Raw genomic sequence first — 26,474 nt, 5'->3', positions numbered from 1 at the left:
GTGATATTAAAACAATATAAATATAAGAAATAGAAAAACCATGGCAAAAAAATATTACGTAGTTTGGGCGGGAAGAAAACCTGGTATTTATACCGATTGGAATAGCTGTAAAGCACAAGTAGAAAAGTTTGCAGGTGCAAAATATAAATCGTTTCCTACGCAAGCAGAAGCGCAACAGGCGTTTAGCGGTTCAGCTGCAAGCTCATCAATGAGCTCAACTTCAAAATCTAGCAGTGCCATTAAAAAGAAACCTGCAGTAAACGGTATTAAAACCTATACCGCTGCTGAAATAGATGCCATGAATATAGATGTAAAAATCTTTACCGATGGCGGATGTAATCCTAATCCTGGTCAAGCAGGTTCAGGTATGGCGGTGTATCGCAATAATAAAGTTGCTGAACTTTGGTACGGCTTATATAACCCAATGGGCACCAATAATACCGCAGAGCTAAATGCACTTAATCAAGCTTTAATCATGGCAAAATCCGAGTTAGAACACGGCCATTCTGTCGCTATTCTATGTGATTCAAAATACTCCATACAATGCGTTACGCAATGGGCAATTGGTTGGCAAAAGAAAGGCTGGAAAAAACCAGGTGGAGAGATTAAAAACCTAGATTTAATCAAGCCAATGTTTGAACTGCATCAAACCTTAAAAGATAAAATTAAAGTGTTACACGTTAATGGCCATGTGGGAGTAGAAGGTAATGAACTCGCTGACCGAATGACGATGGTGGCTGTGGCACAAAAAGAAACGGATATGGTTCGTTTTCCTGAACCGATAAATATACCTAAAATTTTAAAAATGCAGGCTGGTTAAGTTTAGAAAAATGATTGTTTTGTAAACTAATTAAGTTTTGTTTAAATTAACTTAAGTTGGTGTAAATTGATTTATATTTGCCGTTTTACCAGGCCTGGTATGTCCAGTGGCCATCTTTGTTATGTGATCACAGGCTAAAAATATAGAACCGTATTTAAAACTATTGCTAAATCGCGAATGTGGCAATTTGCACAATAACGATCAAAAAGGACAGCTTTAATGAAAAAGACAGACAGTGATAATGAGCCCGTTAAGCTGACCGAATACAGTCACGGTGCAGGTTGCGGTTGTAAAATTTCGCCAATGGTTTTGGACAGTATTTTAAAAACCTCCATGAATATTGTGCCTAATCCCAATTTATTGGTTGGCAATAGCACTAAAGATGACGCTGCGGCTTACGATTTAGGTAACGGCACATCAGTGTTAAGTACCACTGACTTTTTTATGCCGATTGTGGATGATCCTTTTACGTTTGGCAAAATTGCCGCCACTAATGCTATTAGTGATATTTACGCCATGGGCGGAAAACCTTTAATGGCCATTGCTATTTTTGGCTGGCCTATTGATGTTTTACCCGCAGAAGTTGGGCAACAGGTAATAGAAGGCGGGCGCTCAACCTGTGAAGAAGCTGGAATTCCACTGGCAGGTGGGCATTCTATTGATGCACCCGAGCCAATTTTTGGTTTAGCCGTAACAGGGATTGTTGAAAACAAACACCTTAAAAAGAATGCATCTGCCGAAACGGATTGCGAGCTGTTTTTAACCAAGCCAGTTGGTATTGGTATTTTAACCACCGCTCAAAAACAGAAAAAAATACAGCCAGAACATTTAGATATGGCGATTAAAGCCATGACGACGTTAAATAAACCGGGAACCGATTTTGCCAAAATTGATGGCGTTACAGCATTAACAGATGTAACTGGTTTTGGTATTTTAGGCCACCTAATTGAGATTTGTGAAGGCAGTGGCATTGCCGCACAAATTGAGTTTGATAAGGTGCCGATTTTACCTCACGTATTAAATTACCTACAACAAGGTTGCACGCCAGGTGGAACAGGGCGTAACTTTGAAAGCTACGGTCATAAAGTGTCTGCGGTGAATGGTGTTTTAAGTGAAACTCAAAAAATGATTTTATGTGATCCGCAAACTTCGGGTGGTTTATTGGCTGCCGTGAGAAAAGACGCTATTTCAGAATTTAAAGCCGTTGCTAAAACGTACGGTTTAGAGCTTGAATCAATTGGTAAAACCGTTGCAGTCTCAGCACAAACGCATTGCGTTGAGGTAGTTTAATGACGGTAAAAATCACAGATTTTCCAAATGAATTACCGCAAATGGATGATTTCAAATCTATTGTGTTAAACCAAACACCGTTAATTGATGTACGCGCGCCTGTTGAATTTACGCAAGGTGCGTTTAGCTCGGCAACTAATTTGCCATTAATGAATGATGATGAACGTCAAGCAGTCGGGATTTGTTACAAAGAACACGGTAATGAAGCCGCGGTTAAATTAGGTCATCAACTGGTAAACGAACAGACTAGAGAAGGTAGAGTAGAATCTTGGGCCGCTTTTATGGATGCTAACCCAGATGCATTACTTTACTGCTTTAGAGGCGGAATGCGTTCTAAAATATCGCAACAATGGTTGCAAGACGCAGGCCGTGAAATAGTGCGTTTAAAGGGCGGTTATAAAGCCTTTAGACGTTATTTAATTGATTATTTAGACAATTTACCAGGCCTGGTAAAACAGAAAATTGAGCAAGATAATTTACAACAAATTGTCTTAGCTGGACGCACAGGTGCAGGTAAAACCATTGTGATTCAACAGCTCAACAATGCCATAGATTTAGAAGGTTTAGCGCATCACAGAGGCTCCGCGTTTGGTCGCCACGCCACACCACAACCGACTCAAATTGATTTTGAAAATAATTTGGCTATGGCCCTGATACGTTTTATGGAAACCAATCCAACCCGCTTAGTGGTTGAAGATGAAGGGCGTAATATCGGTTCAGTCAATTTTTCTAAAGAGTTGTTTGATACTTTAAAAAACGGTAAAAGAGTTGTGGTAGAAACGCCTTTAGAAGACCGTATTGCTATTACTTTGGATGAATACGTGGTGCAAGCTCAGCAAGAGTATAACAGCATTGAAGAGTGGGAAGTTTTTATGCGTGCCGCCATGCAACGCATTCAAAAACGACTGGGTGGTGAACGTTATCAGCGTGTTATAGAACAATTTGATTTAGCCATGAAAAGCCAATTACAAACAGGCTCAACTCAAGAACACCAGGCTTGGATAAAAATACTGTTAGCAGAATATTACGACCCAATGTATGACTATCAAATGCAAAAAAATGACCAAGAGGTTATTTTTAAAGGCACTATTTCAGAAGTGATTGATTATTTAAATGCCTAAAATAGGTTTTAAATATTTACTCTGCTCACGAATCTCAAACAAATGTTTCTAAAATAAAGGTAATGCCAAATGGCTTTAAAACCAACCATTTATAAATTTAAAATTTCGCTTTCTGATATGAATCGTGATGTCTATGATTCTATGGCGTTAACGGTGGCTATGCACCCGTCTGAAAATGTAGAACGAATGATGGCTAGAGTCATGGCTTATTGTTGGAATTATCAAGAATTTTTAGATTTTACTAAAGGCCTGAGTTCCATTGAAGACCCTGATATTTGGGTAAGAACATTAGATGATCAATTGATGTTGTGGATTGATATTGGTGAACCCGCTTTTGATCGAGTTAAAAAGGCAACAACCCTAGCCCGAGAAGTAAAAGTGTACAGTTTTAACAGTAAAGCCGAAGTGTGGTGGAAGCAGGGCGAAGCCAAATTTAGCAAGTTAAAAGCGAGTTTTTACTCTTTTGATAATAAACAAATTCAAAATTTAGCAGGCCTGGTAGAAAGAACGACCGATATGTCGGTGACTATTTCAGATGAATCAGCTTATGTAACAACGGATAAAGGCGATTGTGAAGTGGTTTGTAAGACGTTTTTGGAACAGCAGTAGATTAGATTATCGGGTCAAGCCCGATAATGACGGTACCTGAGTCAATTGTGATAATCACAGTGCGTGAGTCAGACGTGATAATGACGGTACGTGGGTCAGGCGTGATAATAATGGTGAGGGTGATTGATAATAATCAAAGAGATTGTTTGAGATTAAAATAGTTCTATATCATCGTCTATTTCATGAACAACCACGCAGTTTCGTCCATAACGTTTAGCCGCGTATAACGCTTCATCAGCGTATTTATAAATTTCTTCGGTAATGTAGGTATTTTTTGGATCCATAATCATAATCCCAACAGAAACGGTAATTGCAAAATAAGGACTATTACCCGAATGGGCTATGTTTTTATCTTGAATAACTTTGCGACAACGTTCTGCAATCGCTCGGGCTTTTTCTGCTTCATCCACGCTAAATAGAACCGCAAATTCTTCACCGCCTAGTCTAAAAACAAAGTCGCCAGCACGTTTAAAACACTTTTTAGATGAGCTAACAATTTCTTTTAAAACCTCATCTCCAGCTTGGTGACCGTAGGTATCGTTGTATTTTTTAAAGTTATCAACGTCCATCATCATTAAGCATAAAAAGTGATTATCACGACGAGCACGTTCAATTTCTATGGGTAAAGTTCGGTTATAAAAACGACGATTATGTGCGCCTGTTAATTCATCGGTAATAGTAAGACTTTCAATTCGTTTATGGTCAGTAATGTCACGACTGATTGATAAATACCCTGTGATTTTGCCATCACTATTGCGAATTGGGTCAATGTTCATATCAGACCAATAGGTCTCATTGTCTTTTTTTAAGTTTTTAATTTCACCTTGCCAAGACTTACCTAATTTAATGGTATTCCAGAGTTCTTTAAATAGGCTATTTGGTGTGTCTGGATGCTTAAAAAGATTGTGTTTTTTACCAATAAGCTCTTGTTCGCTATAGCCAGAACTGGCACAAAAAGCTTGGCTTACACTGGTGATAATGCCGTTTAAATCAGTGGTAGAGGTAATAACATGTTTATTCACCATATCAGAATAACGATGAACGTCATGAAGAATGGATTCGAGTTCTCGAATTAGGTTTTGACCATTATGATGATTAGATTTATGCATGTTTTAATAGATTTTTTGTTGGTGATTTATATTCACTAAATATCTTAAAACGGCGCTTAAATGACCATTTTGAGTTAGGTAATGGCCATTTAAGACGTTGGTATTTAAAACTCTGCGTCGTAATATACTTTTTGAACATCATCTAAATCTTCAAGAAGTTCAATAAATTTTTCAAACATTTCAAGGTCTTCACCTTCAATGGTTTTGGTCATTTGAGGCACAAATTGAATTTCATCCACTTCAAATTCAATACCTTCAAAGGCTTCTTTTAGGGCGTTTTTAGCTTTAAAGTATTCAGTATGCGGAGCAAATACTGTGATTTTTCCATCTTCAGCTTCAATGTCAGTTACATCAACATCTGCCATCATAAGAGCATCTAAAGCGGCTTCTTCATCGTCTCCAACAAATACCAAAATAGCTGAGTGGTCAAACATGTGAGCCACACTACCTTGAGTACCAATTTTACAATTTGTTTTAGTAAAGCAATGGCGCACATCACCAAATGTGCGGTTAGGGTTATCGGTTAAACACTCAATAATAACCATTGTGTTTCCTGGGCCATAACCTTCGTAACGTGCAGCAGCAAAATCTTCACCGCCACCACCTTTGGCTTTATCAATGGCTTTTTCGATAACGTGAGCGGGCACTTGGTCTTTTTTGGCTCTATCAATTAGAGCTTGTAACGCTAGGTTACCTTCCGTTTCAACGCCACCAGATTTAGCACAAACATAGATTTCACGACTGTATTTACTGTATACCTTGGCTTTTTGATCCGAGGTTTTGGCCATGGATTCTTTGCGGTTTTGAAAAGCTCTTCCCATTGATTTATGCTCCATTAAAAATGCAATTAAATATTTGTGCGGTAAATTTTACACAATTCCATCATTTATTATGAGTTTTTGCTCTAAAATCGCTCTTAATTATGATAAAAAATATGTAATAACGGATGAATTAGGACAAAATTATGAACCGACAGAAGAAAATCAGACAAAAATTTGAAAAAAAATTAAAACAGGCTAAGGCAAAACGGTTTCCTAAAAATAAAGAACCTTATATTGCAAAAGCCGATCGTGAAGCAGCAGAAAATGCTGAGCAATCCCCATCAGAAAACAATGAAGCGGTTGAACATTGATTTACTAACCTGTAATAACGAAAAAGCCAATCTGTATCAGCAGGTAGTGTTACTGATATTGATTGGCTTTTAATTTACCCTGTGTTCACAGAACATAGATGGCCAAAGGAGATGCCAGGCCTGGTAAAATGGATTTCTTAAGCTTTTTTCAAAAAGGCTGAAACAAGTACAATTTGTGTGCCGTTTACTTTACCTTCAATGTGTAAAGGGTTATCTGTTAAGTGAATGCCTTTTACTAAGGTGCCACGTTTTGCTGTAAAGTTGGCCCCTTTAACATCTAAATCTTTAATTAGGGTAACATCATCGCCTTCATTTAAGATTGTACCGTTACTGTCTTTAGTTGGTGTTGTGTCATCATTTTCTTCTTCAATAATGCCAGCATCAGCCCAAGCTTTCATATCATCATCTAAATACATCATATCAAGTAGATCTTGTGGCCAAACTTCAGCACGTAGGGCATGTAGCATTCTGTAAGAAAGTACTTGTACAGCAGGTGTAGGTGACCACATGCTGTCATTTAAACAACGCCAGTGATTTACATCAATCGTTTCAGGATTTTCCATTTGCGATTTACAGGTTCCACAAACCAATACCGTTTGTTCTTCAGAACCATCGCTGGGAGCAACTTCAAAAACCGATAAATCGTGTTCTGCGCCACATAATTCACATTTGTTACCACTACGGCTAATTAAAGCTTGTTCTACGCTCATAAGAAAATCCTTTTTTAAGGTTGGTTAATTTTTAAGGTGCGTATTATGCATTATTTGAGCTTAAAAGTCATTAAACCCTTTAAAAAAAGTGGTTAAAAGTTGTCTTTTGTTAGCAAAATTTATTTAGTTTACGTTACTGGTTTAATCGCTAATCTATATGGATTATTGTTATTTATAGTCTTGAAATAGAGAATTTACACCCCATATTTTTTATTAATGATATCGATTGAAACCTTACTCTTAAATATCACAAAAAATTAAAGTATAAATCTACAGCTTTTAAGGAACTGTTTTTGCTTTGATGTAGAATAAGTCAATAACTCAACAAAAAACTACGGGTTTAAACTTTACGGTTTTAAACTCTATTAAGTACGGAATTAAAAAGAAAAATGCCTTATTCATCCGAATATGACGACGGTAATTTATTACTAGAAACGGCCAAACCCAAAGTAAAACCGCCCAAAAAATATCAAGTGGTTTTATTAAATGATGATTACACCCCAATGGATTTTGTGGTGGATGTATTGCAGCGTTTTTTTGCTATGGATGAGTTACAAGCGAGTGCGGTAATGTTGGCTGTTCATCACGACGGAAAAGGGGTTTGTGGTGTATTTAGTCGTGAAATTGCTGAGATGAAAGTACAGCAGGTAAACAGTTATTCTCGTCAAAATAAACACCCATTAATGTGCCAATTAGAGGTTGCCTAAGAATGTTAAGTAAAGAATTACAAATGACCCTAAGCAATGCTTTTAGTGTGGCGCATGAATATGAACACGAGTTTGTGACCCTAGAGCATTTATTACTCGAATTATTAGGTGTGCCAGAAGTACAAGAAGTTGTTGCGGCATGCGGTGCCGATATTGTTGCCATAGAAGAAGGCTTGGAGCGTTTTTTAGAATCTGAAATGGTAAGCCGTAAACCAGATGAATTGCAACCTACCATGAGCTTTCAGCGAGTGATTGAGCGTGCTATTTATTTGGTGCAATCTAATGGTTACCCAGAAGTGACTGCTGTGCATGTATTGGCTTCTTTATATGCAGAACAAGATTCTCAAGCGGTATTTTTATTAGAAAGTAACGGGGTTGAGCGTGTTGACGTTTTAAGCTTTTTATCACATGGGGTTACTGCTTCAGAAAGTGATGAGTATTTGCCTGCCAATACTGAGAATGACGATGAACAGCTTGATGCCGGTGGTGAAAGTAAAAAATCTCCTTTAGAAAGTTTTACCAGCAATCTAAATCAATCGGTTGTAGATGGAAAAATAGATCCTATTATTGGTCGTGAGTGGGAACTGAACCGTACATTGGAAGTATTAAGTCGTCGTCGCAAAAATAATCCGTTATTAGTGGGTGAACCAGGCGTAGGTAAAACAGCGGTTGCGGAAGGTTTGGCTTATCAAATTGTGCATAAAAAAGTACCAGAGATCCTTGAAGATGCGGTCGTTTACAGTTTGGACATGGGCGCTTTATTAGCAGGCACGCGTTACCGTGGAGACTTTGAAAAACGTTTTAAAGCGCTGTTAAAAGCATTAGAAGAACAACAACACGCGATTTTATTTATTGATGAAATTCATACCGTAATTGGTGCAGGTGCGGTGCAAGGTGGCGCAATGGATGCGTCTAACTTAATGAAGCCTTCACTATCTTCAGGCAAACTACGTTGCTTGGGTGCTACAACGTATGAAGAGTATCGTGGTGTATTTGAAAAAGATCGTGCCTTAGCAAGACGTTTTCAAAAAGTAGATGTCAAAGAACCAACTCAGCAAGAGACTTTTGAAATATTAAAAGGCTTAAAAGCGAAATATGAAGAACATCACAATATTAAATACACGTTACCGGCGTTAAAAGAAGCAGTGGCTTTATCAGCACGCTATTTAACAGATCGTCATTTGCCCGATAAAGCCATTGATATTATTGATGAAGCAGGCGCTAAACAAGCTTTGGCGGTTGCCAGTAAACGTAAAAAACAAATTGGTGTGGCAGAAGTACAGCACGTAGTTGCCAGTATTGCGCGTATTCCAGTTTCGCAAATTACCCAAAAAGAGAAAGACAAGCTATTTGATTTAGAAGCCAATTTAAAACGCGTGATTTTTGGTCAAAATGCAGCGGTAGAAAAAGTAACATCAGCCATTCATTTGGCGCGTTCTGGTTTAAATAACCCAAATAAACCTACGGCTTCGTTTTTATTTGCAGGGCCAACCGGTGTAGGTAAAACAGAATTGACTCAGCAATTAGCCAATCACATGGGCGTGGAAATGTTGCGTTTTGATATGTCCGAATATATGGAACGTCACACGGTTTCACGTTTAATTGGTGCGCCTCCGGGTTATGTAGGTTATGACCAAGGTGGACTATTAACCGAAGCAGTCGCTAAAAACCCACATGCGGTTGTGTTATTAGATGAAATTGAAAAGGCGCACCCAGATGTCTTTAACTTGTTATTACAAGTGATGGACCACGGAACCTTGACCGATAATAACGGCCGTAAAGCCGACTTTAGAAACATTACTTTAATTATGACCTCTAATGTTGGGGCAGAGCAAATGGCACGCTCTAGCATGGGCTTTACCTTACAAGATCATACAATGGACTTTGATGCCGAGCTTAAAAAAGTCTTTACCCCTGAGTTCCGCAACCGATTAGATGCGGTTATTCAGTTTGATCGTTTATCTGAAGAGTCTATGGAATCGGTGGTGAATAAGTTTATTTATGCGTTAGAAAACGCCTTGGCCGATAAAAAAGTAACCGTTAAGTTAAGTGATGCCGCACGTCATTGGCTAGCCACCAAAGGCTATGATCCACTAATGGGCGCACGTCCAATGGAACGATTGATTCAAGAAAAGGTCAAACAACCACTGGCCGAAAAATTACTGTTTGGTGATTTACAACACGGTGGCGAAGTCTTTATTGACTGTAAAGACGATGCACTGACCTTTGAAAAGGTTGAAAAATAACCTGCCATTAATTTGGAATTAATTTGAACTTATCTCTTTAGGTTAAATTGATCATTCATTTTTAGGACATGTCCTGTGCCTACAAAGTATTAATGGCCACAGGACATGCCTTGTGCTTACAAAGTATAAATGGCTACAGGTTTTACCAGGCCTGGTAAAACCGATTGAACTTAATTTAAAGACCTTTGTCTATGATTCGAGCAAAGGTCTCATTTAGATATTCAAATCAAAGTGAAATGCTAAAAAACGATTAAAATACGTAAAAGTGTTTACCTGTTAATGTGTTTTGCATTAATATGGGTTAATGTTTCTTATTATTTCATTTCCGCTTTTTTTTCAGCGTTTTATTCCAGCAAATATTGTGGCCACCGCCACAGGTCAAATTGTGCCAACGGGCAAAAGTAAAACGTCTCAACCTGCCAAAGCTTCACAAACAAAACTCTCAAAAGTGCTACCCATTACCCAAAAGCATAAATCAATCGAGTCTGATGGTATGGACACGCCCATCATACAAAACGGCTTTACGAATGCATTGAGCCAGTATGATAAAGGTGTAATCTCAAACAAAGGAGCGTGCCCATGACTAAAGATATTACTACTATTGGTGTTGATATTGCAAAACATACCTTTCATTTAGTCTTTGCTAATCAACAAGGTAAACCGATTCAGCGTAAGCAATTGAATCGGTCAAAATTTAAAGAACTCATCCAAACTCATGAGATAACAACATTTGTTCTTGAAGCCTGTGGCACCAGTCATTATTGGGCTCGGACCATTCAACAGGCAGGCCACGAGGTAAAGCTCATTAACCCTGCCTTTGTAAAACCGTTTGTGATGTCCAATAAGAATGACTTTAATGACGCGACTGCCATTATCGTGGCCGCAAACCAACCCACTATGCGTTATGTCTCACCAAAATCCACCGAACAGCAAGATGTTCTGATGCTCCATCGCGTTCGTGAACGTATGGTCAATCAGAAAACCGCACTCATCAACCAAATTCGAGGGTTATTGGCCGAATTCGGCATTGTGATTAAAGGTGGTGCTAAAAGTTTGATGGCCGAACTGCCTTTTACCTTGGAAGATCCTGAAAATGGTTTATCTCCTTTAGCAAGGGAGCAGTTTTATCTGCTTTATCAGGAGTTAAAACAAGCGGATCAACGTCTTAGTGAACAAAGTGCAAAAATTGAACGTTTAGCACAGCAAGATCCGGTGGCATCTAAATTACAAAAACTGCCTGGGGTGGGCTTTTTAACGGCTTCAGCCATTGCGGCTTCTGTCGGTGATCCTCTGGAGTTTAAAAACGGTCGCCAATTTTCTGCATGGCTAGGTCTCGTTCCAAAACAAAACTCCACAGGGGGCAAAAATGTCTTGCTTAGTATAAGCAAACGAGGTGATGGTTATTTAAGGCGGCTGTTAGTTCAAGGCGCATTAACTGCGATTGCTCGAAGTAAAGGCAATGATAACCAAGTCACTTGGGCCAAAAAGTTACGGCAAGCCAAATGTATTCAAGTAGCCGCGGTTGCCCTAGCGAATAAGACAGCAAGAATTATGTGGTCATTAATGGCACACAATAAAGAGTACCAAGTGATGTAGTTAAACTCTGTTACTAGACTACTTCACTTTAACAACTTACCTTGAAAAGCAAAGCTCATGGTAAAACGGGTTAATCCCACCTTGGCAAGGCCTGAATTTGGGGTCTGAGACATAGGTCTCGTGAGTCTGATGAGGAGCCAAGGTGCGGATAACATGATGGCTAGCCGGGTGCCTTAAGCCCGACACTTAAGAGCCGAATATACGACCGCTTAACTCGCTTTTAACCCTAGCCGGCGAAGCTGCGCAAAAAGGTAACTAGTGAATTTAAAATGCTGAAAAATGCATTAATGGAATTTTATTGCTTGAAATCTAGGGCGTGTCCATATATGACCCCGTTGATAAATTAAAAAATAAAAAGAATTGGCAATCTTATATTGCTGTGGTTTTGTTTTGGGTTCTACCACTCAATGTACTGGCCTCTGAAATAGCTGAAAACAAAAATACGAAAAAAGCGCAACCAGAACAACGGATTGGCAAGCTTTATAATCAAAATGGTTATTCACCTCTGGTTTTAGAGCAAGAGGGTAAAACCTTTTATAGTGTGAACAGAAAAGGCTTGCTGCTTAAGTACCAAATGAAGCCCTTTAAAAAACTCCACACCATTGACCTTAAACAACTTAATCTCTCTTATAAGCAGTACGGCGGTGCCAGCATGCACATTACCAATGATGGTAAAAGGCTAGTTATATTTAACTACTTAAATGTTTCGTTGATTGATTTGGTCAATGAAAAACTCATTAAAACGTTCAGTCTTAATAAGCAAGGCTATGCCGCTTTTTTAGATAAAAATCGATTTGTAATGATGATTTCTAAAGATTCAAGGAAAGAAGGAGAGATCGGTAAAACGGAGTTTAAAGTGCTCAGTACTTATGACCTGGGTGAAGTTGGGAGTATTGCTTTTATTGACCCTAATATTCCTCCTAGAGCCAAACTTTTGGGTCCTAACCCATCTTATCAAACCTTATTAATTAATAAGAGTAAACAGCTTGCTCAAGTCATCGTTGCTACAAATGAGTCCGTAGGTCCTTATTACTTAATAAAAGGGCATAAATCTAGATTAGTCATTTTTGAAAAACCTTCTCTTAAGCCGATTTTTATTGCTCAATTTAAGCAAATAGCAGGGTGGTATGACCCTCCGACCATTCGGTATTCATATGATTTAAAAAAAATATACTTGCAAGAGGCTGAACCTTTTTTAGGAGATGAGGCTTTTGCAGACAGTAGTTATAAAACTCTGAACACCCGTGGAAACGTTGAGATAGATTTAGATACTTTAAAGGTTCGTAAGCTAAAGCAGCCTTGGCATGAAACTGAAGAAAACACCCTACGTCTCTATGTTCGAGGAGGGAAATCACTGGCGACCTCTCAGGTAGGTGATTTTATTACCTTTGGTGATGTGCTTATTAATACCCAAGAACAATACCAATCTTATTTATCAATGTTCGAAGACGGTGAGGCGATATTGTTCAATATGAAAACCAAAAAAATGATTATAACGGAAGGGGCTCGTTCTCATCTAAAAATGCAAATAGATAGGCAAATTAGGCCAATGAATGAGGCCACTTTTAACCACTATATTGATGCTGGAAATGAACTTTAAGGGTAAATGAATCAATGGGGTCATATATGGACACGCCCTAGATTTCAAGCAATAAAATTCCATTAATGCATTTTTCAGCATTTTAAATTCACTAGTTACCTTTTTGCGCAGCTTCGCCGGCTAGGGTTAAAAGCGAGTTAAGCGGTCGTATATTCGGCTCTTAAGTGTCGGGCTTAAGGCACCCGGCTAGCCATCATGTTATCCGCACCTTGGCTCCTCATCAGACTCACGAGACCTATGTCTCAGACCCCAAATTCAGGCCTTGCCAAGGTGGGATTAACCCGTTTTACCATGAGCTTTGCTTTTCAAGGTAAGTTGTTAAAGTGAAGTAGTCTAGTAACAGAGTTTAACTACATCACTTGGTACTCTTTATTGTGTGCCATTAATGACCACATAATTCTTGCTGTCTTATTCGCTAGGGCAACCGCGGCTACTTGAATACATTTGGCTTGCCGTAACTTTTTGGCCCAAGTGACTTGGTTATCATTGCCTTTACTTCGAGCAATCGCAGTTAATGCGCCTTGAACTAACAGCCGCCTTAAATAACCATCACCTCGTTTGCTTATACTAAGCAAGACATTTTTGCCCCCTGTGGAGTTTTGTTTTGGAACGAGACCTAGCCATGCAGAAAATTGGCGACCGTTTTTAAACTCCAGAGGATCACCGACAGAAGCCGCAATGGCTGAAGCCGTTAAAAAGCCCACCCCAGGCAGTTTTTGTAATTTAGATGCCACCGGATCTTGCTGTGCTAAACGTTCAATTTTTGCACTTTGTTCACTAAGACGTTGATCCGCTTGTTTTAACTCCTGATAAAGCAGATAAAACTGCTCCCTTGCTAAAGGAGATAAACCATTTTCAGGATCTTCCAAGGTAAAAGGCAGTTCGGCCATCAAACTTTTAGCACCACCTTTAATCACAATGCCGAATTCGGCCAATAACCCTCGAATTTGGTTGATGAGTGCGGTTTTCTGATTGACCATACGTTCACGAACGCGATGGAGCATCAGAACATCTTGCTGTTCGGTGGATTTTGGTGAGACATAACGCATAGTGGGTTGGTTTGCGGCCACGATAATGGCAGTCGCGTCATTAAAGTCATTCTTATTGGACATCACAAACGGTTTTACAAAGGCAGGGTTAATGAGCTTTACCTCGTGGCCTGCCTGTTGAATGGTCCGAGCCCAATAATGACTGGTGCCACAGGCTTCAAGAACAAATGTTGTTATCTCATGAGTTTGGATGAGTTCTTTAAATTTTGACCGATTCAATTGCTTACGCTGAATCGGTTTACCTTGTTGATTAGCAAAGACTAAATGAAAGGTATGTTTTGCAATATCAACACCAATAGTAGTAATATCTTTAGTCATGGGCACGCTCCTTTGTTTGAGATTACACCTTTATCATACTGGCTCAATGCATTCGTAAAGCCGTTTTGTATGATGGGCGTGTCCATACCATCAGACTGAAGTTCCCCCCAATAAATTGGACGGTTAGGCTTTATTGACGTTCTTTCATAAAACTGGATACTAAATATCTTAGATAATAAAAAACCCCTTAGTAACCTTTGCTACTAAGGGGTTTTTTATTTAGAAAGGTTTTTGAATTTCTCTCAACTTACTTGGGTTTATTTACCGCGGTAAGTGATACGACCTTTTGTTAGGTCGTAAGGCGTTAATTCTACTTTTACGGCATCGCCGGCAAGAATTCGGATGTAGTTTTTACGCATGCGTCCAGAAATGTGTGCCAAAATTTGGTGACCATTTTCTAGTTCTACTTTAAACATTGTGTTCGGTAAAGTTTCTAGAACGACACCGTCGAATTCAATTACATCTTGTTTTGCCATAAGCTTTGTTTACACCCTTTCTATAAAAATTTGTGCGCGGATTATAACAAATTTATTTGTTTTATTTCAAATAATTATCTCTTATTTCTTTAATTAAGGGTAAAAAGTGCGGTGGAATGGGGTTTACAGGTGTTGAGGCGCTATTTTGCACATTTAGCAACCAATGAAATAGATTTTGTTCGGTTTCTTGTAACAGCTGGTCAATAAGTTGAGTTTTGTTTTTAATTGTTTCTTGTTTATTATCATCAGTTAATAAGGAATTTAGAGAATGAATATAGCTTTGTAATAGGAGTTCGGTTTCTAAATTTCCTCGTTTACATAGAAATAACGTCTTTTTTTGCCATAATTCAAATGTGTTGTTTGAAAGAGGGGATGGTGCGTTTGTGCAGGTTTTGCGGATTGCATTTTTCATGGTTAAAAAATCATCCTTTTAACTTTCTTTAAGCATTGTCGATTTTAGTTCTTGTATCGCTCGGCTTGGGTTTAAGCCTTTGGGACATGAATCGGTACAATTTTGAATATGACGACAACGAAACACGGTGGTTGGGTTATCAAGTGATTTAATTCGAGCGTTATGTTCAATGTCTCTTGAGTCAATAATAAACCGTTGTGCTGCCAATAATGCCGCAGGGCCAGCAAATTCATTTGGGTTCCACCAAAAAGAGGGGCAGGCGGTAGAACAGCAACCACAGAGTATGCATTCGTAACTGCCATCTAACTTGGCGCGTTCTTGCGGAGATTGTAGGTGTTCTTGATTTGGGTTGAGTTCACGCGTTTGTAAAAAAGGTTGTACGTTTTGATATTGGGTATAAAACAAGCTCATATCAATAATAAGATCTTTAATAATTGGCAGGCCTGGTAGGGGTTTAATTATAATTGGTTGTGTAAGCGTTGATACACGCGTAATGCAGCTTAAATGATTTTTACCATTTACATTCATTCCATCTGAACCACAAACGCCTTCTTGGCAAGAGAATCGAAAACCGAGCGTGGGGTCTTGTTCTCGTACTAGGTGTAAAAGGTCTAGTAACATCATGTCGGCTGAGATGAGATGATCTTCTACAAAGTAGGTTTTATCGTAAGGGGCTTTATCGGTTTCTGGGTTAAAGCGATTAATAATGAGTTGCATCATTTTTCCTTTAAAGGTTTTGTACGCTTGCTTTGCAAAAAAATTGGCTAAGATTAAAACTGGTAATCAATACACACGGGGTTTGGGTTCAAACGGGGCGTGTGTTTTGGGTGTGAGATTAACGGGTTTATAGGCTAAACTTCGGGTTTGGTGAAAATACAAACTGTGTTTTAACCAGGCCTGGTCATCTCGTTCAGGGTAATCTACGCGTGTATGTGCACCACGGCTCTCTTGGCGTGCCAATGCCGATGTAACGGTGGCATAAGCAATGTCTAGCAGGTTTTCTAGTTCAAAGGCTGCTAGGCGCTCTATATTAAAGATTGAGCTATTGTCCGTTAGGGTGACTTTTTGTAATCGTTTTTCAATGGCGGGCAGTGAGTCTAGGGCTTTTTGCATGGTGTCGGCTTGTCTAAATACGCTGCAACCTTGTTCCATGATTTTTTGAAGGTCTTGTTTAATTAAACTCACGCTATCTTGTTCTGTTTGTGTAGAAGCTGAGTTTGTTGGCGGTGCTGTCCAGCGCTGAATTCGTGTTAATACTTGGTTTAATGATTGGCTGTCGATATCTGGTAAGAGCGAAGGAGTGACTTTTTGTTGTTCTTCAACCAAAGTTTGTGCCGCTTTACGGCCAAAGACGACGATATCTAATAAGGAGTTTCCACCCAGGCGGTTTGCGCCATGAACCGAAACACAAGCACATTCACCAATGGCATAAAGGCCTTTAACAACGTGCGATTGGCCATTGCTGTCTTGGGTGATTACCTGGCCATTAATATTGGTAGGAATACCGCCCATCATATAGTGACAAGTTGGAAAAATTGGCACGGCTTGATCAACAGGGTCTACGTCTAAAAACGTCATACTAATGTCTCGAATGCCGGGCAAACGTTCTTTAATGATATTGGCATCTAAGTGCGTTAAATCTAAAAGTACGTGGTCTTTATTTGGCCCACAGCCTCGGCCTTCGTTTACTTCAATGGCAATGGCTCTAGAGACCACATCGCGAGAGGCGAGGTCTTTAACATGTGGTGCGTAACGTTGCATAAAGGCTTCACCATTGGCATTTTTGAGAACGCCGCCTTCACCACGTGCGGCTTCTGAAATTAACATGCCTTTGCCCGCTACGCCAGTTGGATGAAACTGCCAAAATTCCATATCTTGTAATGGGTAACCGGCACGTAATACCATGCCTAAACCATCGCCCGTATTTATGGTGGCATTGGTATTGGTTCTAAAGACTTGCCCAGCGCCGCCTGTGGCTAACATGATTTGCTGACTTTTAAGAATTTGATATTGACCGTTATGAATATTCATAATGACCAGGCCTGCTAAATTGCCTTGGGTGTCTTTTAGTAAATCAATAGCATAAAATTCTTCAAAAATAGTGGTGCCTTGATGAATGTTTTGTTGATAAAGCGAATGCAGTATTGCGTGACCTGTACGGTCGGCGGCTGCACAAGTTCGGTAGGCTTGTTCTTTGCCATAATCTTGGCTTTGACCACCAAAAGCGCGTTGATAAATTTTGCCATTATCAAGCCGAGAAAAGGGTACACCAAAGTGTTCTAACTCTCGCACAATTTCAGCGGCTTCTTGGCACATAAATTCAATGGCGTCTTGATCGCCTAAATAATCACTGCCTTTGATGGTGTCGTACATGTGCCATTGCCAGTTATCGGGCGTAACATTTCCAAGTGCAGCATTAATACCACCTTGAGCAGCAACGGTGTGTGAACGTGTAGGAAATACTTTTGATACCACCGCAACTTTTAAATCTGAATTAGAACCGGTGAGTTGTAAGGCCGCACGTAAACCCGCACCGCCAGCGCCAACGATGACGGCATCAAAATGTTGGCTTGGTAAAGGGTTGGACAGATTATCGTTTTGAGTATTTGTCATAAGGTTGTGCTCAGTAGTGTTTTAACCCTTCATTGGGTAATAGCGTTTATATGTAATAGCGTTTATATGGTTTAAAACTTGTTGTTGTTTGGTAATTAGCAGGTACTTAACTCTAGTTCCTAACTCTGGTTTCTAACTCGTCGTGCAAAGGTTTTATGATGATTTAACTGATCAGTTGGCTTATTAAATACAGCACATCTAACAAAATACATAATAAAAATAACGCATAGAGTTGTAACCAAAATTGCACACGGGTTTGCGGTAGGTAATCAATCATAATGTCGCGTAAACCTACCCATGCGTGAACCAAAATTAAAATAAAGGCTATGCCGCTGATTACAGTAAAAATAGGGCTAAAAAGCAAAGTTGTCCAAACTGTTGGCTCGGATTGTATTGGTAAACTTGTTTCTAACTGTAAAGAGTGGGTTTTCCACGCTAAATAGGGGAAAAATAACCATAAGTATAAGGCACTGTAAGTTTGCCATTTATGGGCTTTAACGCCCGTTAATTTAAAACCAAATACACGTAAAGGATTCATACTGTAAAACCTGACCAGGCCTGGTAAATAATCAAAACTGTGATTAAACACCATAAGGTGATTATGAGAAGATTTGTACTAAGGCTGTTAATTTTTTGATAGATATGGGGCTGTGTGAAGTGTTGAGTTAATAAATGCCTTAACCCTGTTAACCAATGAAATGCTAAGGCTGACCAAAATAGACTATAAAGACACTTATGAATACAGTGATTAGCCACGCTGCTTATGGTGACGTTTGGATGAAATACAATTAGGTTAAATAGAGCAAGATAACCCAATAAACTTGCTATAAGCATAAGACCTGTAATGCGATGTAAAGCAGAAAGTTTGGCGTTTAACGGAAAATGAAAGGAAGTTAAACGTAAAAAGCGTGGTCGATTACCTGGATGTTGATACATCTAAACCTCTTTTTATGAGCTGTTTAAATGTATATGTTACTCCCGACGCTTCAAAACATCAAAAGCAATCATGTCATTGAGGCGAAAAATTTATTTGAGACCTTTGCACGAGTCAGGGGCACAAGAAAAACAAGATAGAATTCTTTAGATTTAGGCTGAAAAATACGCATAATAACGAATTATTGGGCGGATTTTTTAGCTTGAAGATAGAGGATTATAGCTGTTTTTATGTGTTCATGGTCTCGTGCAAAGGTCTCTATTTAATTGAATATTGAATTAATCGTACAAACTAATGTAAGCGCTAATAATCAATACTGACTGTTAATTTGTTGTTGTATATGTGGTGTTATCCACTCAGGCCAGTTATCTGATAGTGTCCACTTAGCCGCTGAAAAGGGTTGTTGTGTTAAAACTTCAATCAAGTCTTCAAAAGTATCACGGCTAATTAAATCGGCACCTAAACTATTTAAATGCGGTGTTTCTACTTGAGTATCAATTAAGCTAAAGCCCCATTCTTTAAGTTGAAGTGATAAGGCTACTAACGCAATCTTGGAAGCATCTGTCATTTTGGCAAACATTGATTCACCATAAAACATTTGCCCAATACTTACGCCGTACAGGCCGCCCACGAGTTCTTCTTGATACCAAACCTCTACCGAATGCGCATGCCCAGCTTTATGTAACGCGCTGTATGCTTTTAACATATCGTCAGTAATCCAAGTGCCATCTTGACCCTCTCGCGGTACTTGTGAACACGCTTGCATAACCGCACTAAAATCTTGGTCAAAAGTGACTTTAAGGTCTTTTGATTTAAGATGTTTATTAATGGTTTTACGTAAACTTTTACTGATTTTTAGATGGTCAATAAATAAGACACTGCGTGGATTAGGTGACCACCAAAGAATAGGTTCGCCAGGATTAAACCACGGAAAAATACCTTTGCTGTAAGCCATTAATAGCCACTCTGGTGTTAAATCACCGCCCACCGCTAATAAACCATCGGGTTCAGTCATCGCTAAGCGACTGGGTGGAAAGGTAACAGGTTGGGTATCAAGCCAAAAAGGAACGGGGTTTGTGTGGTTTGTCATAAAGGCATTCTAAATTTTGCGAGCATTCATCGTGATTATTTACGGCAACTTATCGCCGTGGTTTTGTAATATGCGATAGAATATCACAATTAAAAACATAACCCATTTTGAACGACTTAAATTAGATTTAATTTGTACATTTAAACACTGTGCTTCGGTAATTTATAGACTCTATTTCAAGTTTTACCAGGCCTGGTAAAAGTTCAAAAAGCAAAATAAAAATACAAAGTTGACCCTTTTTTATGAACCAATTTGTTCACCTACATGTTCACTCTGAGTATTCTGTTGTAGACAGTACGCTTGGTATAAAGCCGCTTATTTCTTTGATTAAAGGGTGTAATCAACCCGCAATGGCTTTGACCGATAAAAGTAACTTATTTGCACTTGTAAAATATTACGGTGCCACGATGAGTGCTGGTATTAAGCCTATTATTGGTGCAGATGTTTTTATTGAAGATGAAAATGGTGAGGTATTTAAAGCGGTTTTACTTTGTCAAAACCCGCAAGGGTATTTAAACCTGTCGCATATTATCTCGCAAAGCTATCTACACAATCAAAAGCTTTATAACAACCATATGGAAGCGTTAATTAAACGTGAATGGTTGGCTGAATTTAATGATGGTCTTATTGTGCTTTCTGGCGGTCGTGAAGGTGATATTGGTACCGCATTATTGGCTGAAAAACCAAATTTAGTCGCCAATAGAATGAAATGGTGGACAACCCATTTTGCTGATCGTTTCTATATTGAATTGGTGCGCACTAAACGTGAAAACGAAGAAAAATATATTGCCCAAGCAATCGAAGTCGCTATTCGTTATGACGTGCCAGTAGTCGCCACCAATGATGTACGTTTTGCTAAACCTGAAGATTTTGAAGCCCATGAAGTAAGAACCTGTATTCATGATGGTTATGTTTTAGAAGATCAAAATCGCCCTAAACGTTATTCAGAAGAACAGTATTTTAAAACCACAGAAGAGATGGTTGAACTGTTTTCTGATATTCCAGAAGCCATTGAAAATACAGTGGAAGTGGCAAAACGTTGTAATATAGATTTAACCCTGGGAACCTACTTTTTGCCAGATTTTCCCGTGCCAGAAGGCATGACAATAGACGAATATTTTATTGAAGAGAGTCATAAGGGGTTAGATGAACGATTGGCGTTTTTATTTGGTCATTTGTCTAAGGAAGAGTTTGCAGAAAAACACAAAGAATACTATGCCCGAATTAAATTTGAGTTAGATATTATCTTGCAAATGGGGTTCCCGGGTTATTTCTTAATTGTTGCCGACTTTATTCAATGGGGTAAAAATCAACTGATTCCGGTTGGTCCAGGTCGTGGTTCAGGTGCGGGTTCATTAGTCGCTTTCGCACTAAAAATCACCGATTTAGATCCTATTCAATACGATTTGCTGTTTGAGCGATTCTTAAACCCCGAACGTGTTTCTATGCCCGATTTCGATGTCGATTTCTGTATGGATCGCCGTGATGAAGTCATTGATTATGTATCACGTCATTATGGCCGTGACCATGTATCGCAAATTGTGACTTACGGAACTATGGCGGCAAAAGCGGTAGTAAGAGATGTAGGGCGTGTATTAGGACTTGGTTACGGCGTGGTTGATGGTATTGCCAAGCTTATTCCTAATGAATTAGGTATTAAACTTGCTGAGGCCTTGGAAAAAGAAGAAGAATTACAAAATAAATACGATAACGATGAAGACGCGCGTCAACTGCTAGAGTTAGCCTTAAAGTTAGAAGGTACGGTTCGTAATACTGGTAAACATGCGGGTGGGGTGGTGATTGGCCCTAAACCATTAGACCATTTTTGCCCAGTTTTATGTGAACCTGATGGTTCGAGTGTGGTAACGCAACTTGATAAAAATGATGTTGAATATGCAGGCCTGGTAAAGTTTGACTTCTTGGGTTTACGTACCTTAACCATTATTGATTGGGCGTTACAGTCTATTAATGAAGGTAAGCAGCCAGGAGATGAGGGATTTGTTGATATTGCACGCATACCTTTGGTTGATAAACCTACCTTTGATTTAATTCAAACGGGTAAAACCACTGGGGTGTTTCAGTTAGAGTCTAGCGGAATGCAAAGCTTGATTGTAAAGCTAAGACCCGACTGCTTTGAAGATATTATCGCCTTGGTGGCTCTGTTTAGACCTGGCCCATTAGAATCAGGAATGGTAGATAACTTTATTGCCCGTAAACATGGTCGTGAAAAAGTATCTTACCCGGATGCCCAATGGCAACATGAATCTTTAAAAGAAACTTTAGCGCCAACCTACGGGGTTATTTTATACCAAGAGCAAGTTATGCAAATTGCTCAGATTCTGGCTGGTTACACACTTGGGGGCGCCGATATGTTGCGCCGAGCCATGGGTAAGAAAAAACCAGAAGAGATGGCAAAACAGCGATCGGTTTTTAAAGAGGGTGCAATCAGTATCGGGGTTGATGGCGAACTCGCCATGAAAATCTTTGACTTGGTTGAAAAATTTGCGGGTTACGGTTTTAACAAATCTCACTCGGCCGCATATGCCTTAGTTTCGTACCAGTCTGCTTGGCTAAAAACGCATTACCCCGCAGAGTTTATGGCGGCACAGATTTCATCGGATATGGATAACACTGAAAAAGTGGTTCATATGGTAAATGAATGTTATGCCATGGGCTTAACGGTATTGCAACCAAATGTAAATACCGGACAAATTCACTTTAAACCTTATGGCGAACGCACCGTAAATTATGGTTTAGGTGGCATTAAAGGGGTAGGTGAAGCGGCGCTTGAAGGCGTAATTGAAGAGCGTGAAACGAATGGCGCTTATACTGATTTATTTGATTTTTGTTTACGAGCAGGTAAAAAAGCCAATAAGCGTGTTATTGAAGCCTTAGTTCGCGCGGGGGCGTTTGATGAGTTGCATGACAACCGTAACGCCATGCTTGAAAGTATTCCAATGGCATTAAAACAGGCCGAACAGCAACATAAAAATGAAGAGTTTGGTCAAAACGATTTATTTGGTGATGTTTTATCGGTTGAAGAGTCGGGTGAATCGAAATTGCTTGATGTACCTGAAATGCCACAGAAATTACGTTTATCAGGTGAAAAAGAGACATTGGGTTTGTATATTACTGGTCATCCAATTGATCTGTACCAAAAAGAATTATCGACCTTAGTACCTTCTAAATTAGTGAGCTTACGACCTGAAAAATATAAAAAAGTATCAGCAGCGGGCTTAGTGGTAGAGCTTAGAAATAAAACAACTAAAAGCGGTTCAAGAATGGGCTTTATGGCTTTAGATGATAAAACCGCACGCCTAGAGGTTGTTATGAGACCTGCAGTGTATGAAGCGATTAAAGATACTGTTAAAGCAGATATGGTAGTAATCGTTCAAGGTGAAGTAAGCGAGGATACATTTAACGGAGGAATTAAATTAGACGCTGAAATTGTGGTAAGTTTGGCTGAGGCAAGGGTAGAAAAAGGCCGGGCAATTAAGTTGAATGTAAATACAACAGAAACAGCGATTAATCACCATAAAATCTCTGAATTGAAAGTGTTGTTAGAAGCCTATCAAACAGATAAAGGATTGCCTGTTGTAGTGGATTATACAAATGATATTGCTACGGCTCAGATGAAAACTTATGGTGATAACCAATATTTTCCTGATGATGAACTGATTGAAGCGTTAAATGCTCAAGGGTGGAAACCTGAGGTGGTTGTTTAATTATTTGCTAAGAGTTTTACCTGTGTAGAGCGGGCTGAATATAGCAGTATAATGCTACAAATAACGATTAAAAAACGATTAAAAGAACGTTTATAGCGAGTTTATATAAAAAGAGAGCTGTTGAGTGGCATTTTGGTTTGATAAAAATGAGTTAAGGCGTTTTAGCCGAATAGATATGCCGGTAAAGCTTTTAATTACTCCTGCGGCACCCATTACTAATATGGAGATTTTTGCTCTAGGAATTGATTATTTTCCAAATAGTGTGAATAAAGAAATTAGACAAAATCATCAGCAATTACTGCATTGGGTAAACCATATTCAAGAACAAAAAGAGATTTTGCAGCCTGTTTTTTTGCAAGTTATCGATGCCTCGGAAATATTAGGTGAAGCTATTAAGATGATATCTCAAGGCCGAAACCCTTTGCTTGATGAGCAAATATCTAAGAATATTATGAACAATCTTAAATCAATTGGTCGCATTACTACCTTAGAAGAGCATGCTCCTAAAACCTTTCAATATTTTTCTGAAGTTGAAAAAAAGCTAACCTATTTTTACCGATTACTGCTGCTGTCATTGCATAAATCCACAAATAAAACTTACCACAGTTTTGATCCTGCAATTCCGTGTTTCAAAATAGATGAAATGACTAAAAAGTTTAGTCAACCTACCTTTCAAAAAATACCTTTGGTTCAATCTATTTATTATATGCATAAGCTTGTAGATAGCATTTGTAATGTTCTTAAAGAAATGAACCTTGATTATTATCTAAGAGAAAACCCACAAGCTTGGCCAGTTGAAAACATTAGAGTCAGTGCAGGCGGGTTTTCAGCTCTTTATAAAAAACGCTACTTATCAGGCAAGCCTTTAAGATTGTGCTTTAACATAGCCGGTACACAGCGTGTTATTACAGTAAAAGCTTTGCTTGCAAGATGCGTAACCAATGCACAAAAAAAGGCTGAGCATAATGCGTTTTATTTTGAATTTCCAGACGCCCAAGATCAAAAATATATGGAGCTTGAAGTCGAGCGACGACAATTAGAAAAAGTAGCAGAATCGTGTTTAAATTTTCAAGCTCAATATAACAGTGAGATGCGTTAATGGCGGTAATGATTGAAATTTATTTTATGAATAGCCTGCCTACCGCTTTGCGAAAAGTAGCGCAACAATTATATATTCAGGAAAACTTAGATACGTTAGTTGAGTATCGTTTACAGCAAGTTTCTGATGATTATCAGCAAATGTATTCGTTAACTCAGGAGCAGTGGACGCTGTTATTAAATGCATTAATTTTAACTAAATTATCTCAATTTAGAATTGGTGGGCATTTATCTGAAGTCATTTTGTTACAAGTGCGGTTTTTAGTGAAGCTATCGCTAGATATGCAAGAGGCTAGCGATAGTGAAGTTGAGCAATATTTGCAACTAAATACAAAAACGTTTTCTGTTTGGTACAGTAAATTATTAAGAGCTTGCAAGTAACTTAAAACGGTAAGTTGTTTAAATAAATATTTAACACGTTTTATTCATAAAATTTACAAAACTCGTCCAGTGCTATACGGTCTGTTCTGTATTGATTTACAGGATGAGTTTCGTCTTTATACCCTAAAGCCATTCCGCCAATCAATTTGGTGGTTTTATCTATACCAAACGTCTCTTTAATAATGGTTGGAAATTCACCCAAAGCACCTTGCGGGCAGGTTGCAAGACCTTGTTCTTCTGCAACAAGCATAATGTTTTGTAGAAACATGCCATAATCTAGATAAGAACCTGTTTCTAAACTATCGTCTATAAAAAACAATAGCATTACAGGAGCATCAAAAGCACGGTAGTTTGCTTCCCATTGTTTAATTCTTCTCTCTTTATCCTCACGTTCAATTTGTAAGGCCTGGTAAAGCTTTTGCCCCGTTTCAACACGTCTACCTTTATAAGGTTGAATCCATTTTGTTGGATAGTAATGATAGTCCATTGGCTCTGTGTCTTTAGCTCTAAAAGCGTCAATCATTTTTTGCGAAAGTTCTTCTTTTTGTTGTCCTTGAACAACAACCACTTGCCAAGGTTGCATGTTTACGCCAGATGGGGCGTGTTTAGCGATTTCTAGAATGCTTTTTATGGTTTGATTATTAACGGGTTGAGTTGTAAAAGCTCGGGTAGATTGTCTTTGAGTAATAGCTTGGCTTACGTTCATGGCTCTGCTTTTTGTTAAGGTAGTTTAATGGATTTAATTTTAGTATAAATCGGTGCTTTTGCTGTTAATTCACTTTGATATAGCGTAAAACTGGTGATATTTAGCCAAATGTTTTCACAGCTTGCAACCTCTTTAGGGATAATTATTTGGCTTAAATCTGTTTGTTTACAGATTCTGCCTAAACTAATATGTGGCCTAAATTCTTGATTTGATTTCATAAGGCCAATTTTTTGAGTATGGATCCATAGCTTATCTACCAAGCTTTGCAGTTCTGAATTATTTTTAACGCTCGCAATTAAAGTATGTGCGGTATCTGAACTAGGAAAAAGCTCAAGTTTATCCAGTTGAAGTTTAAATGCGGAAAGGTCACTTTGTATCCAATTGTTCATTACGGTTTGTATTTCTTGAAATTTACTGTTTTCTAGATGTCCGCCAAGAAACTGTAGAGTGATGTGAAAATTTTGCGGTAAAAACCAGCGAATTTCCTCTGACCAGGCATAACGCTTTAGTTGCTGTATTTTAGCTAGCAGCTGTGTTGTTGTATCCGTGTCGATTGCTAAGGCAATGAAACATCTCATGTTTATCTTTTATTCTCTCATTTTTTTTAAAAAAGCACTTTGCATGATTGTATATTTTTTAAACATGTTTATCGATGATTTTGCCTTCAGGTATAAGTGTAACTAACGAATTGGTTATAAGAAAATTTTGTACAGCTTTGGTTATTTTCTATCT

Annotated in this window: 26 protein-coding genes; 13 read left to right on the top strand and 13 right to left on the bottom strand. The window is 38.7% G+C overall.

What is annotated here, in order from left to right; genetic code table 11:
* Nucleotides 1-40 precede the first annotated feature (40 nt).
* The 4 genes from ACYQ0E_RS07790 to ACYQ0E_RS07775 all read left to right on the top strand — a co-directional run bounded on the left by ACYQ0E_RS07790 (nt 41) and on the right by ACYQ0E_RS07775 (nt 3,840).
* Complete coding sequence (locus ACYQ0E_RS07790) at nt 41-820, top strand: ribonuclease H1 domain-containing protein (RefSeq protein WP_460187670.1); 780 nt, start codon at nt 41-43, stop codon at nt 818-820.
* A 219-nt stretch (nt 821-1,039) separates the two neighbouring features.
* Nucleotides 1,040-2,110 (top strand): selenide, water dikinase SelD, encoded by a 1,071-nt coding sequence (gene selD, locus ACYQ0E_RS07785; RefSeq protein ID WP_460187669.1) that lies wholly within the window; start codon nt 1,040-1,042, stop codon nt 2,108-2,110.
* On the top strand, nt 2,110-3,231 hold the full coding sequence (gene mnmH / locus ACYQ0E_RS07780; protein ID WP_460187668.1) for a tRNA 2-selenouridine(34) synthase MnmH: 1,122 nt from the start codon (nt 2,110-2,112) through the stop codon (nt 3,229-3,231). Before selD ends, mnmH begins: the two co-directional genes overlap by 1 nt.
* 69 nt (nt 3,232-3,300) lie before the next feature.
* Complete coding sequence (locus ACYQ0E_RS07775) at nt 3,301-3,840, top strand: YaeQ family protein (RefSeq protein ID WP_460187667.1); 540 nt, start codon at nt 3,301-3,303, stop codon at nt 3,838-3,840.
* Nucleotides 3,841-3,992: 152 nt separating this feature from the next.
* Here the strand turns inward: ACYQ0E_RS07775 and ACYQ0E_RS07770 are convergent, their stop codons facing one another.
* The gene (locus ACYQ0E_RS07770; protein ID WP_460187666.1) at nt 3,993-4,949 is read right to left on the bottom strand and encodes a sensor domain-containing diguanylate cyclase; all 957 of its coding nucleotides are present in this window, start codon (nt 4,947-4,949) and stop codon (nt 3,993-3,995) included.
* A gap of 104 nt (nt 4,950-5,053) precedes the next feature.
* A complete protein-coding gene (locus ACYQ0E_RS07765; protein WP_460187665.1) occupies nt 5,054-5,770 on the bottom strand; it encodes a YebC/PmpR family DNA-binding transcriptional regulator in 717 nt (238 codons plus the stop codon).
* Nucleotides 5,771-5,913: 143 nt separating this feature from the next.
* Between ACYQ0E_RS07765 and ACYQ0E_RS07760 the strand changes: the two genes are divergently transcribed.
* Nucleotides 5,914-6,081, top strand: a complete 168-nt coding sequence (locus ACYQ0E_RS07760; RefSeq protein ID WP_460187664.1) for a DUF2986 domain-containing protein — start codon at nt 5,914-5,916, stop codon at nt 6,079-6,081.
* Nucleotides 6,082-6,218: 137 nt separating this feature from the next.
* Here the strand turns inward: ACYQ0E_RS07760 and ACYQ0E_RS07755 are convergent, their stop codons facing one another.
* Nucleotides 6,219-6,791 carry a PhnA domain-containing protein gene (locus ACYQ0E_RS07755; protein WP_460187663.1) on the bottom strand — a complete coding sequence of 191 codons (573 nt, stop codon included), beginning with the start codon at nt 6,789-6,791 and terminating at the stop codon, nt 6,219-6,221.
* Between the two features lie 389 nt (nt 6,792-7,180).
* On the opposite strand from ACYQ0E_RS07755, the gene clpS reads away from it, so the two are divergent.
* The 5 genes from clpS (at nt 7,181) to ACYQ0E_RS07730 (ending at nt 12,940) form a co-directional block, all read left to right on the top strand.
* A complete protein-coding gene (clpS, locus tag ACYQ0E_RS07750) occupies nt 7,181-7,498 on the top strand; it encodes an ATP-dependent Clp protease adapter ClpS (RefSeq protein ID WP_460187662.1) in 318 nt (105 codons plus the stop codon).
* A gap of 2 nt (nt 7,499-7,500) precedes the next feature.
* Nucleotides 7,501-9,744, top strand: a complete 2,244-nt coding sequence (clpA, locus tag ACYQ0E_RS07745; protein ID WP_460187661.1) for an ATP-dependent Clp protease ATP-binding subunit ClpA — start codon at nt 7,501-7,503, stop codon at nt 9,742-9,744.
* 304 nt (nt 9,745-10,048) lie between these two features.
* Nucleotides 10,049-10,327, top strand: a complete 279-nt coding sequence (locus ACYQ0E_RS07740; protein ID WP_460187660.1) for a hypothetical protein — start codon at nt 10,049-10,051, stop codon at nt 10,325-10,327.
* Nucleotides 10,324-11,340 (top strand): IS110 family RNA-guided transposase, encoded by a 1,017-nt coding sequence (locus ACYQ0E_RS07735; RefSeq protein WP_460186738.1) that lies wholly within the window; start codon nt 10,324-10,326, stop codon nt 11,338-11,340. The genes ACYQ0E_RS07740 and ACYQ0E_RS07735 overlap by 4 nt, the downstream gene beginning before the upstream one ends.
* Nucleotides 11,341-11,719: 379 nt before the next feature.
* On the top strand, nt 11,720-12,940 hold the full coding sequence (locus tag ACYQ0E_RS07730; protein ID WP_460187659.1) for a hypothetical protein: 1,221 nt from the start codon (nt 11,720-11,722) through the stop codon (nt 12,938-12,940).
* Nucleotides 12,941-13,290: 350 nt separating this feature from the next.
* On the opposite strand, the gene ACYQ0E_RS07725 is transcribed toward ACYQ0E_RS07730, so the two are convergent.
* From ACYQ0E_RS07725 to aat, 8 genes are all read right to left on the bottom strand, one after another.
* Entirely contained in the window at nt 13,291-14,307 is a 1,017-nt protein-coding gene (locus tag ACYQ0E_RS07725) for an IS110 family RNA-guided transposase (protein ID WP_460186738.1), read from the bottom strand.
* Nucleotides 14,308-14,564: 257 nt separating this feature from the next.
* Entirely contained in the window at nt 14,565-14,783 is a 219-nt protein-coding gene (gene infA / locus ACYQ0E_RS07720) for a translation initiation factor IF-1 (RefSeq protein ID WP_029407455.1), read from the bottom strand.
* A gap of 61 nt (nt 14,784-14,844) precedes the next feature.
* Nucleotides 14,845-15,195, bottom strand: a complete 351-nt coding sequence (locus ACYQ0E_RS07715; protein ID WP_460187658.1) for a succinate dehydrogenase assembly factor 2 — start codon at nt 15,193-15,195, stop codon at nt 14,845-14,847.
* Between the two features lie 18 nt (nt 15,196-15,213).
* A complete protein-coding gene (locus ACYQ0E_RS07710; protein WP_460187657.1) occupies nt 15,214-15,912 on the bottom strand; it encodes a succinate dehydrogenase iron-sulfur subunit in 699 nt (232 codons plus the stop codon).
* Nucleotides 15,913-15,978: 66 nt separating this feature from the next.
* Nucleotides 15,979-17,808 carry a succinate dehydrogenase flavoprotein subunit gene (gene sdhA / locus ACYQ0E_RS07705; protein ID WP_460187656.1) on the bottom strand — a complete coding sequence of 610 codons (1,830 nt, stop codon included), beginning with the start codon at nt 17,806-17,808 and terminating at the stop codon, nt 15,979-15,981.
* A 163-nt stretch (nt 17,809-17,971) separates the two neighbouring features.
* Complete coding sequence (gene sdhD, locus ACYQ0E_RS07700) at nt 17,972-18,346, bottom strand: succinate dehydrogenase, hydrophobic membrane anchor protein (protein ID WP_460187655.1); 375 nt, start codon at nt 18,344-18,346, stop codon at nt 17,972-17,974.
* On the bottom strand, nt 18,343-18,744 hold the full coding sequence (locus ACYQ0E_RS07695; protein WP_460187654.1) for a succinate dehydrogenase, cytochrome b556 subunit: 402 nt from the start codon (nt 18,742-18,744) through the stop codon (nt 18,343-18,345). Before ACYQ0E_RS07695 ends, sdhD begins: the two co-directional genes overlap by 4 nt.
* A gap of 308 nt (nt 18,745-19,052) precedes the next feature.
* Complete coding sequence (aat, locus tag ACYQ0E_RS07690; RefSeq protein ID WP_460187653.1) at nt 19,053-19,832, bottom strand: leucyl/phenylalanyl-tRNA--protein transferase; 780 nt, start codon at nt 19,830-19,832, stop codon at nt 19,053-19,055.
* A 242-nt stretch (nt 19,833-20,074) separates the two neighbouring features.
* Here aat and dnaE point away from each other — a divergent pair, with 242 nt between their 5' ends.
* From dnaE to ACYQ0E_RS07675, 3 genes are all read left to right on the top strand, one after another.
* Nucleotides 20,075-23,557, top strand: coding sequence for a DNA polymerase III subunit alpha (gene dnaE, locus ACYQ0E_RS07685; protein ID WP_460187652.1), 3,483 nt, complete (start codon nt 20,075-20,077; stop codon nt 23,555-23,557).
* Between the two features lie 124 nt (nt 23,558-23,681).
* Nucleotides 23,682-24,656 carry a hypothetical protein gene (locus ACYQ0E_RS07680; protein WP_460187651.1) on the top strand — a complete coding sequence of 325 codons (975 nt, stop codon included), beginning with the start codon at nt 23,682-23,684 and terminating at the stop codon, nt 24,654-24,656.
* Nucleotides 24,656-25,036 (top strand): hypothetical protein, encoded by a 381-nt coding sequence (locus ACYQ0E_RS07675; protein WP_460187650.1) that lies wholly within the window; start codon nt 24,656-24,658, stop codon nt 25,034-25,036. Before ACYQ0E_RS07680 ends, ACYQ0E_RS07675 begins: the two co-directional genes overlap by 1 nt.
* 40 nt (nt 25,037-25,076) lie before the next feature.
* On the opposite strand, the gene ACYQ0E_RS07670 is transcribed toward ACYQ0E_RS07675, so the two are convergent.
* Together ACYQ0E_RS07670 and thpR are read right to left on the bottom strand one after the other, a co-directional pair.
* Complete coding sequence (locus ACYQ0E_RS07670; protein WP_460187649.1) at nt 25,077-25,742, bottom strand: nitroreductase; 666 nt, start codon at nt 25,740-25,742, stop codon at nt 25,077-25,079.
* A 14-nt stretch (nt 25,743-25,756) separates the two neighbouring features.
* Nucleotides 25,757-26,320 (bottom strand): RNA 2',3'-cyclic phosphodiesterase, encoded by a 564-nt coding sequence (thpR, locus tag ACYQ0E_RS07665; RefSeq protein WP_460187648.1) that lies wholly within the window; start codon nt 26,318-26,320, stop codon nt 25,757-25,759.
* Between the last annotated feature and the right edge of the window lie 154 nt (nt 26,321-26,474).

The sequence above is a fragment of the Thiomicrorhabdus hydrogeniphila genome (assembly GCF_054656895.1).
Note: the sequence above shows the minus strand (reverse complement) of the source record. Positions and strands in the feature narration are given on the sequence as shown.

What these genes read in the sequence shown, in the direction of transcription:
- ACYQ0E_RS07790 (WP_460187670.1), top strand. Translation starts at nt 41, where the DNA reads ATGGCAAAAAAATATTACGTAGTTTGGGCGGGAAGAAAACCTGGTATT.
- selD (WP_460187669.1), top strand. Translation starts at nt 1,040, where the DNA reads ATGAAAAAGACAGACAGTGATAATGAGCCCGTTAAGCTGACCGAATAC.
- mnmH (WP_460187668.1), top strand. Translation starts at nt 2,110, where the DNA reads ATGACGGTAAAAATCACAGATTTTCCAAATGAATTACCGCAAATGGAT.
- ACYQ0E_RS07775 (WP_460187667.1), top strand. Translation starts at nt 3,301, where the DNA reads ATGGCTTTAAAACCAACCATTTATAAATTTAAAATTTCGCTTTCTGAT.
- ACYQ0E_RS07770 (WP_460187666.1), bottom strand. Translation starts at nt 4,949, where the DNA reads ATGCATAAATCTAATCATCATAATGGTCAAAACCTAATTCGAGAACTC.
- ACYQ0E_RS07765 (WP_460187665.1), bottom strand. Translation starts at nt 5,770, where the DNA reads ATGGGAAGAGCTTTTCAAAACCGCAAAGAATCCATGGCCAAAACCTCG.
- ACYQ0E_RS07760 (WP_460187664.1), top strand. Translation starts at nt 5,914, where the DNA reads ATGAACCGACAGAAGAAAATCAGACAAAAATTTGAAAAAAAATTAAAA.
- ACYQ0E_RS07755 (WP_460187663.1), bottom strand. Translation starts at nt 6,791, where the DNA reads ATGAGCGTAGAACAAGCTTTAATTAGCCGTAGTGGTAACAAATGTGAA.
- clpS (WP_460187662.1), top strand. Translation starts at nt 7,181, where the DNA reads ATGCCTTATTCATCCGAATATGACGACGGTAATTTATTACTAGAAACG.
- clpA (WP_460187661.1), top strand. Translation starts at nt 7,501, where the DNA reads ATGTTAAGTAAAGAATTACAAATGACCCTAAGCAATGCTTTTAGTGTG.
- ACYQ0E_RS07740 (WP_460187660.1), top strand. Translation starts at nt 10,049, where the DNA reads ATGTTTCTTATTATTTCATTTCCGCTTTTTTTTCAGCGTTTTATTCCA.
- ACYQ0E_RS07735 (WP_460186738.1), top strand. Translation starts at nt 10,324, where the DNA reads ATGACTAAAGATATTACTACTATTGGTGTTGATATTGCAAAACATACC.
- ACYQ0E_RS07725 (WP_460186738.1), bottom strand. Translation starts at nt 14,307, where the DNA reads ATGACTAAAGATATTACTACTATTGGTGTTGATATTGCAAAACATACC.
- infA (WP_029407455.1), bottom strand. Translation starts at nt 14,783, where the DNA reads ATGGCAAAACAAGATGTAATTGAATTCGACGGTGTCGTTCTAGAAACT.
- ACYQ0E_RS07715 (WP_460187658.1), bottom strand. Translation starts at nt 15,195, where the DNA reads ATGAAAAATGCAATCCGCAAAACCTGCACAAACGCACCATCCCCTCTT.
- ACYQ0E_RS07710 (WP_460187657.1), bottom strand. Translation starts at nt 15,912, where the DNA reads ATGCAACTCATTATTAATCGCTTTAACCCAGAAACCGATAAAGCCCCT.
- sdhA (WP_460187656.1), bottom strand. Translation starts at nt 17,808, where the DNA reads ATGACAAATACTCAAAACGATAATCTGTCCAACCCTTTACCAAGCCAA.
- sdhD (WP_460187655.1), bottom strand. Translation starts at nt 18,346, where the DNA reads ATGAATCCTTTACGTGTATTTGGTTTTAAATTAACGGGCGTTAAAGCC.
- ACYQ0E_RS07695 (WP_460187654.1), bottom strand. Translation starts at nt 18,744, where the DNA reads ATGTATCAACATCCAGGTAATCGACCACGCTTTTTACGTTTAACTTCC.
- aat (WP_460187653.1), bottom strand. Translation starts at nt 19,832, where the DNA reads ATGACAAACCACACAAACCCCGTTCCTTTTTGGCTTGATACCCAACCT.
- dnaE (WP_460187652.1), top strand. Translation starts at nt 20,075, where the DNA reads ATGAACCAATTTGTTCACCTACATGTTCACTCTGAGTATTCTGTTGTA.
- ACYQ0E_RS07675 (WP_460187650.1), top strand. Translation starts at nt 24,656, where the DNA reads ATGGCGGTAATGATTGAAATTTATTTTATGAATAGCCTGCCTACCGCT.
- ACYQ0E_RS07670 (WP_460187649.1), bottom strand. Translation starts at nt 25,742, where the DNA reads ATGAACGTAAGCCAAGCTATTACTCAAAGACAATCTACCCGAGCTTTT.
- thpR (WP_460187648.1), bottom strand. Translation starts at nt 26,320, where the DNA reads ATGAGATGTTTCATTGCCTTAGCAATCGACACGGATACAACAACACAG.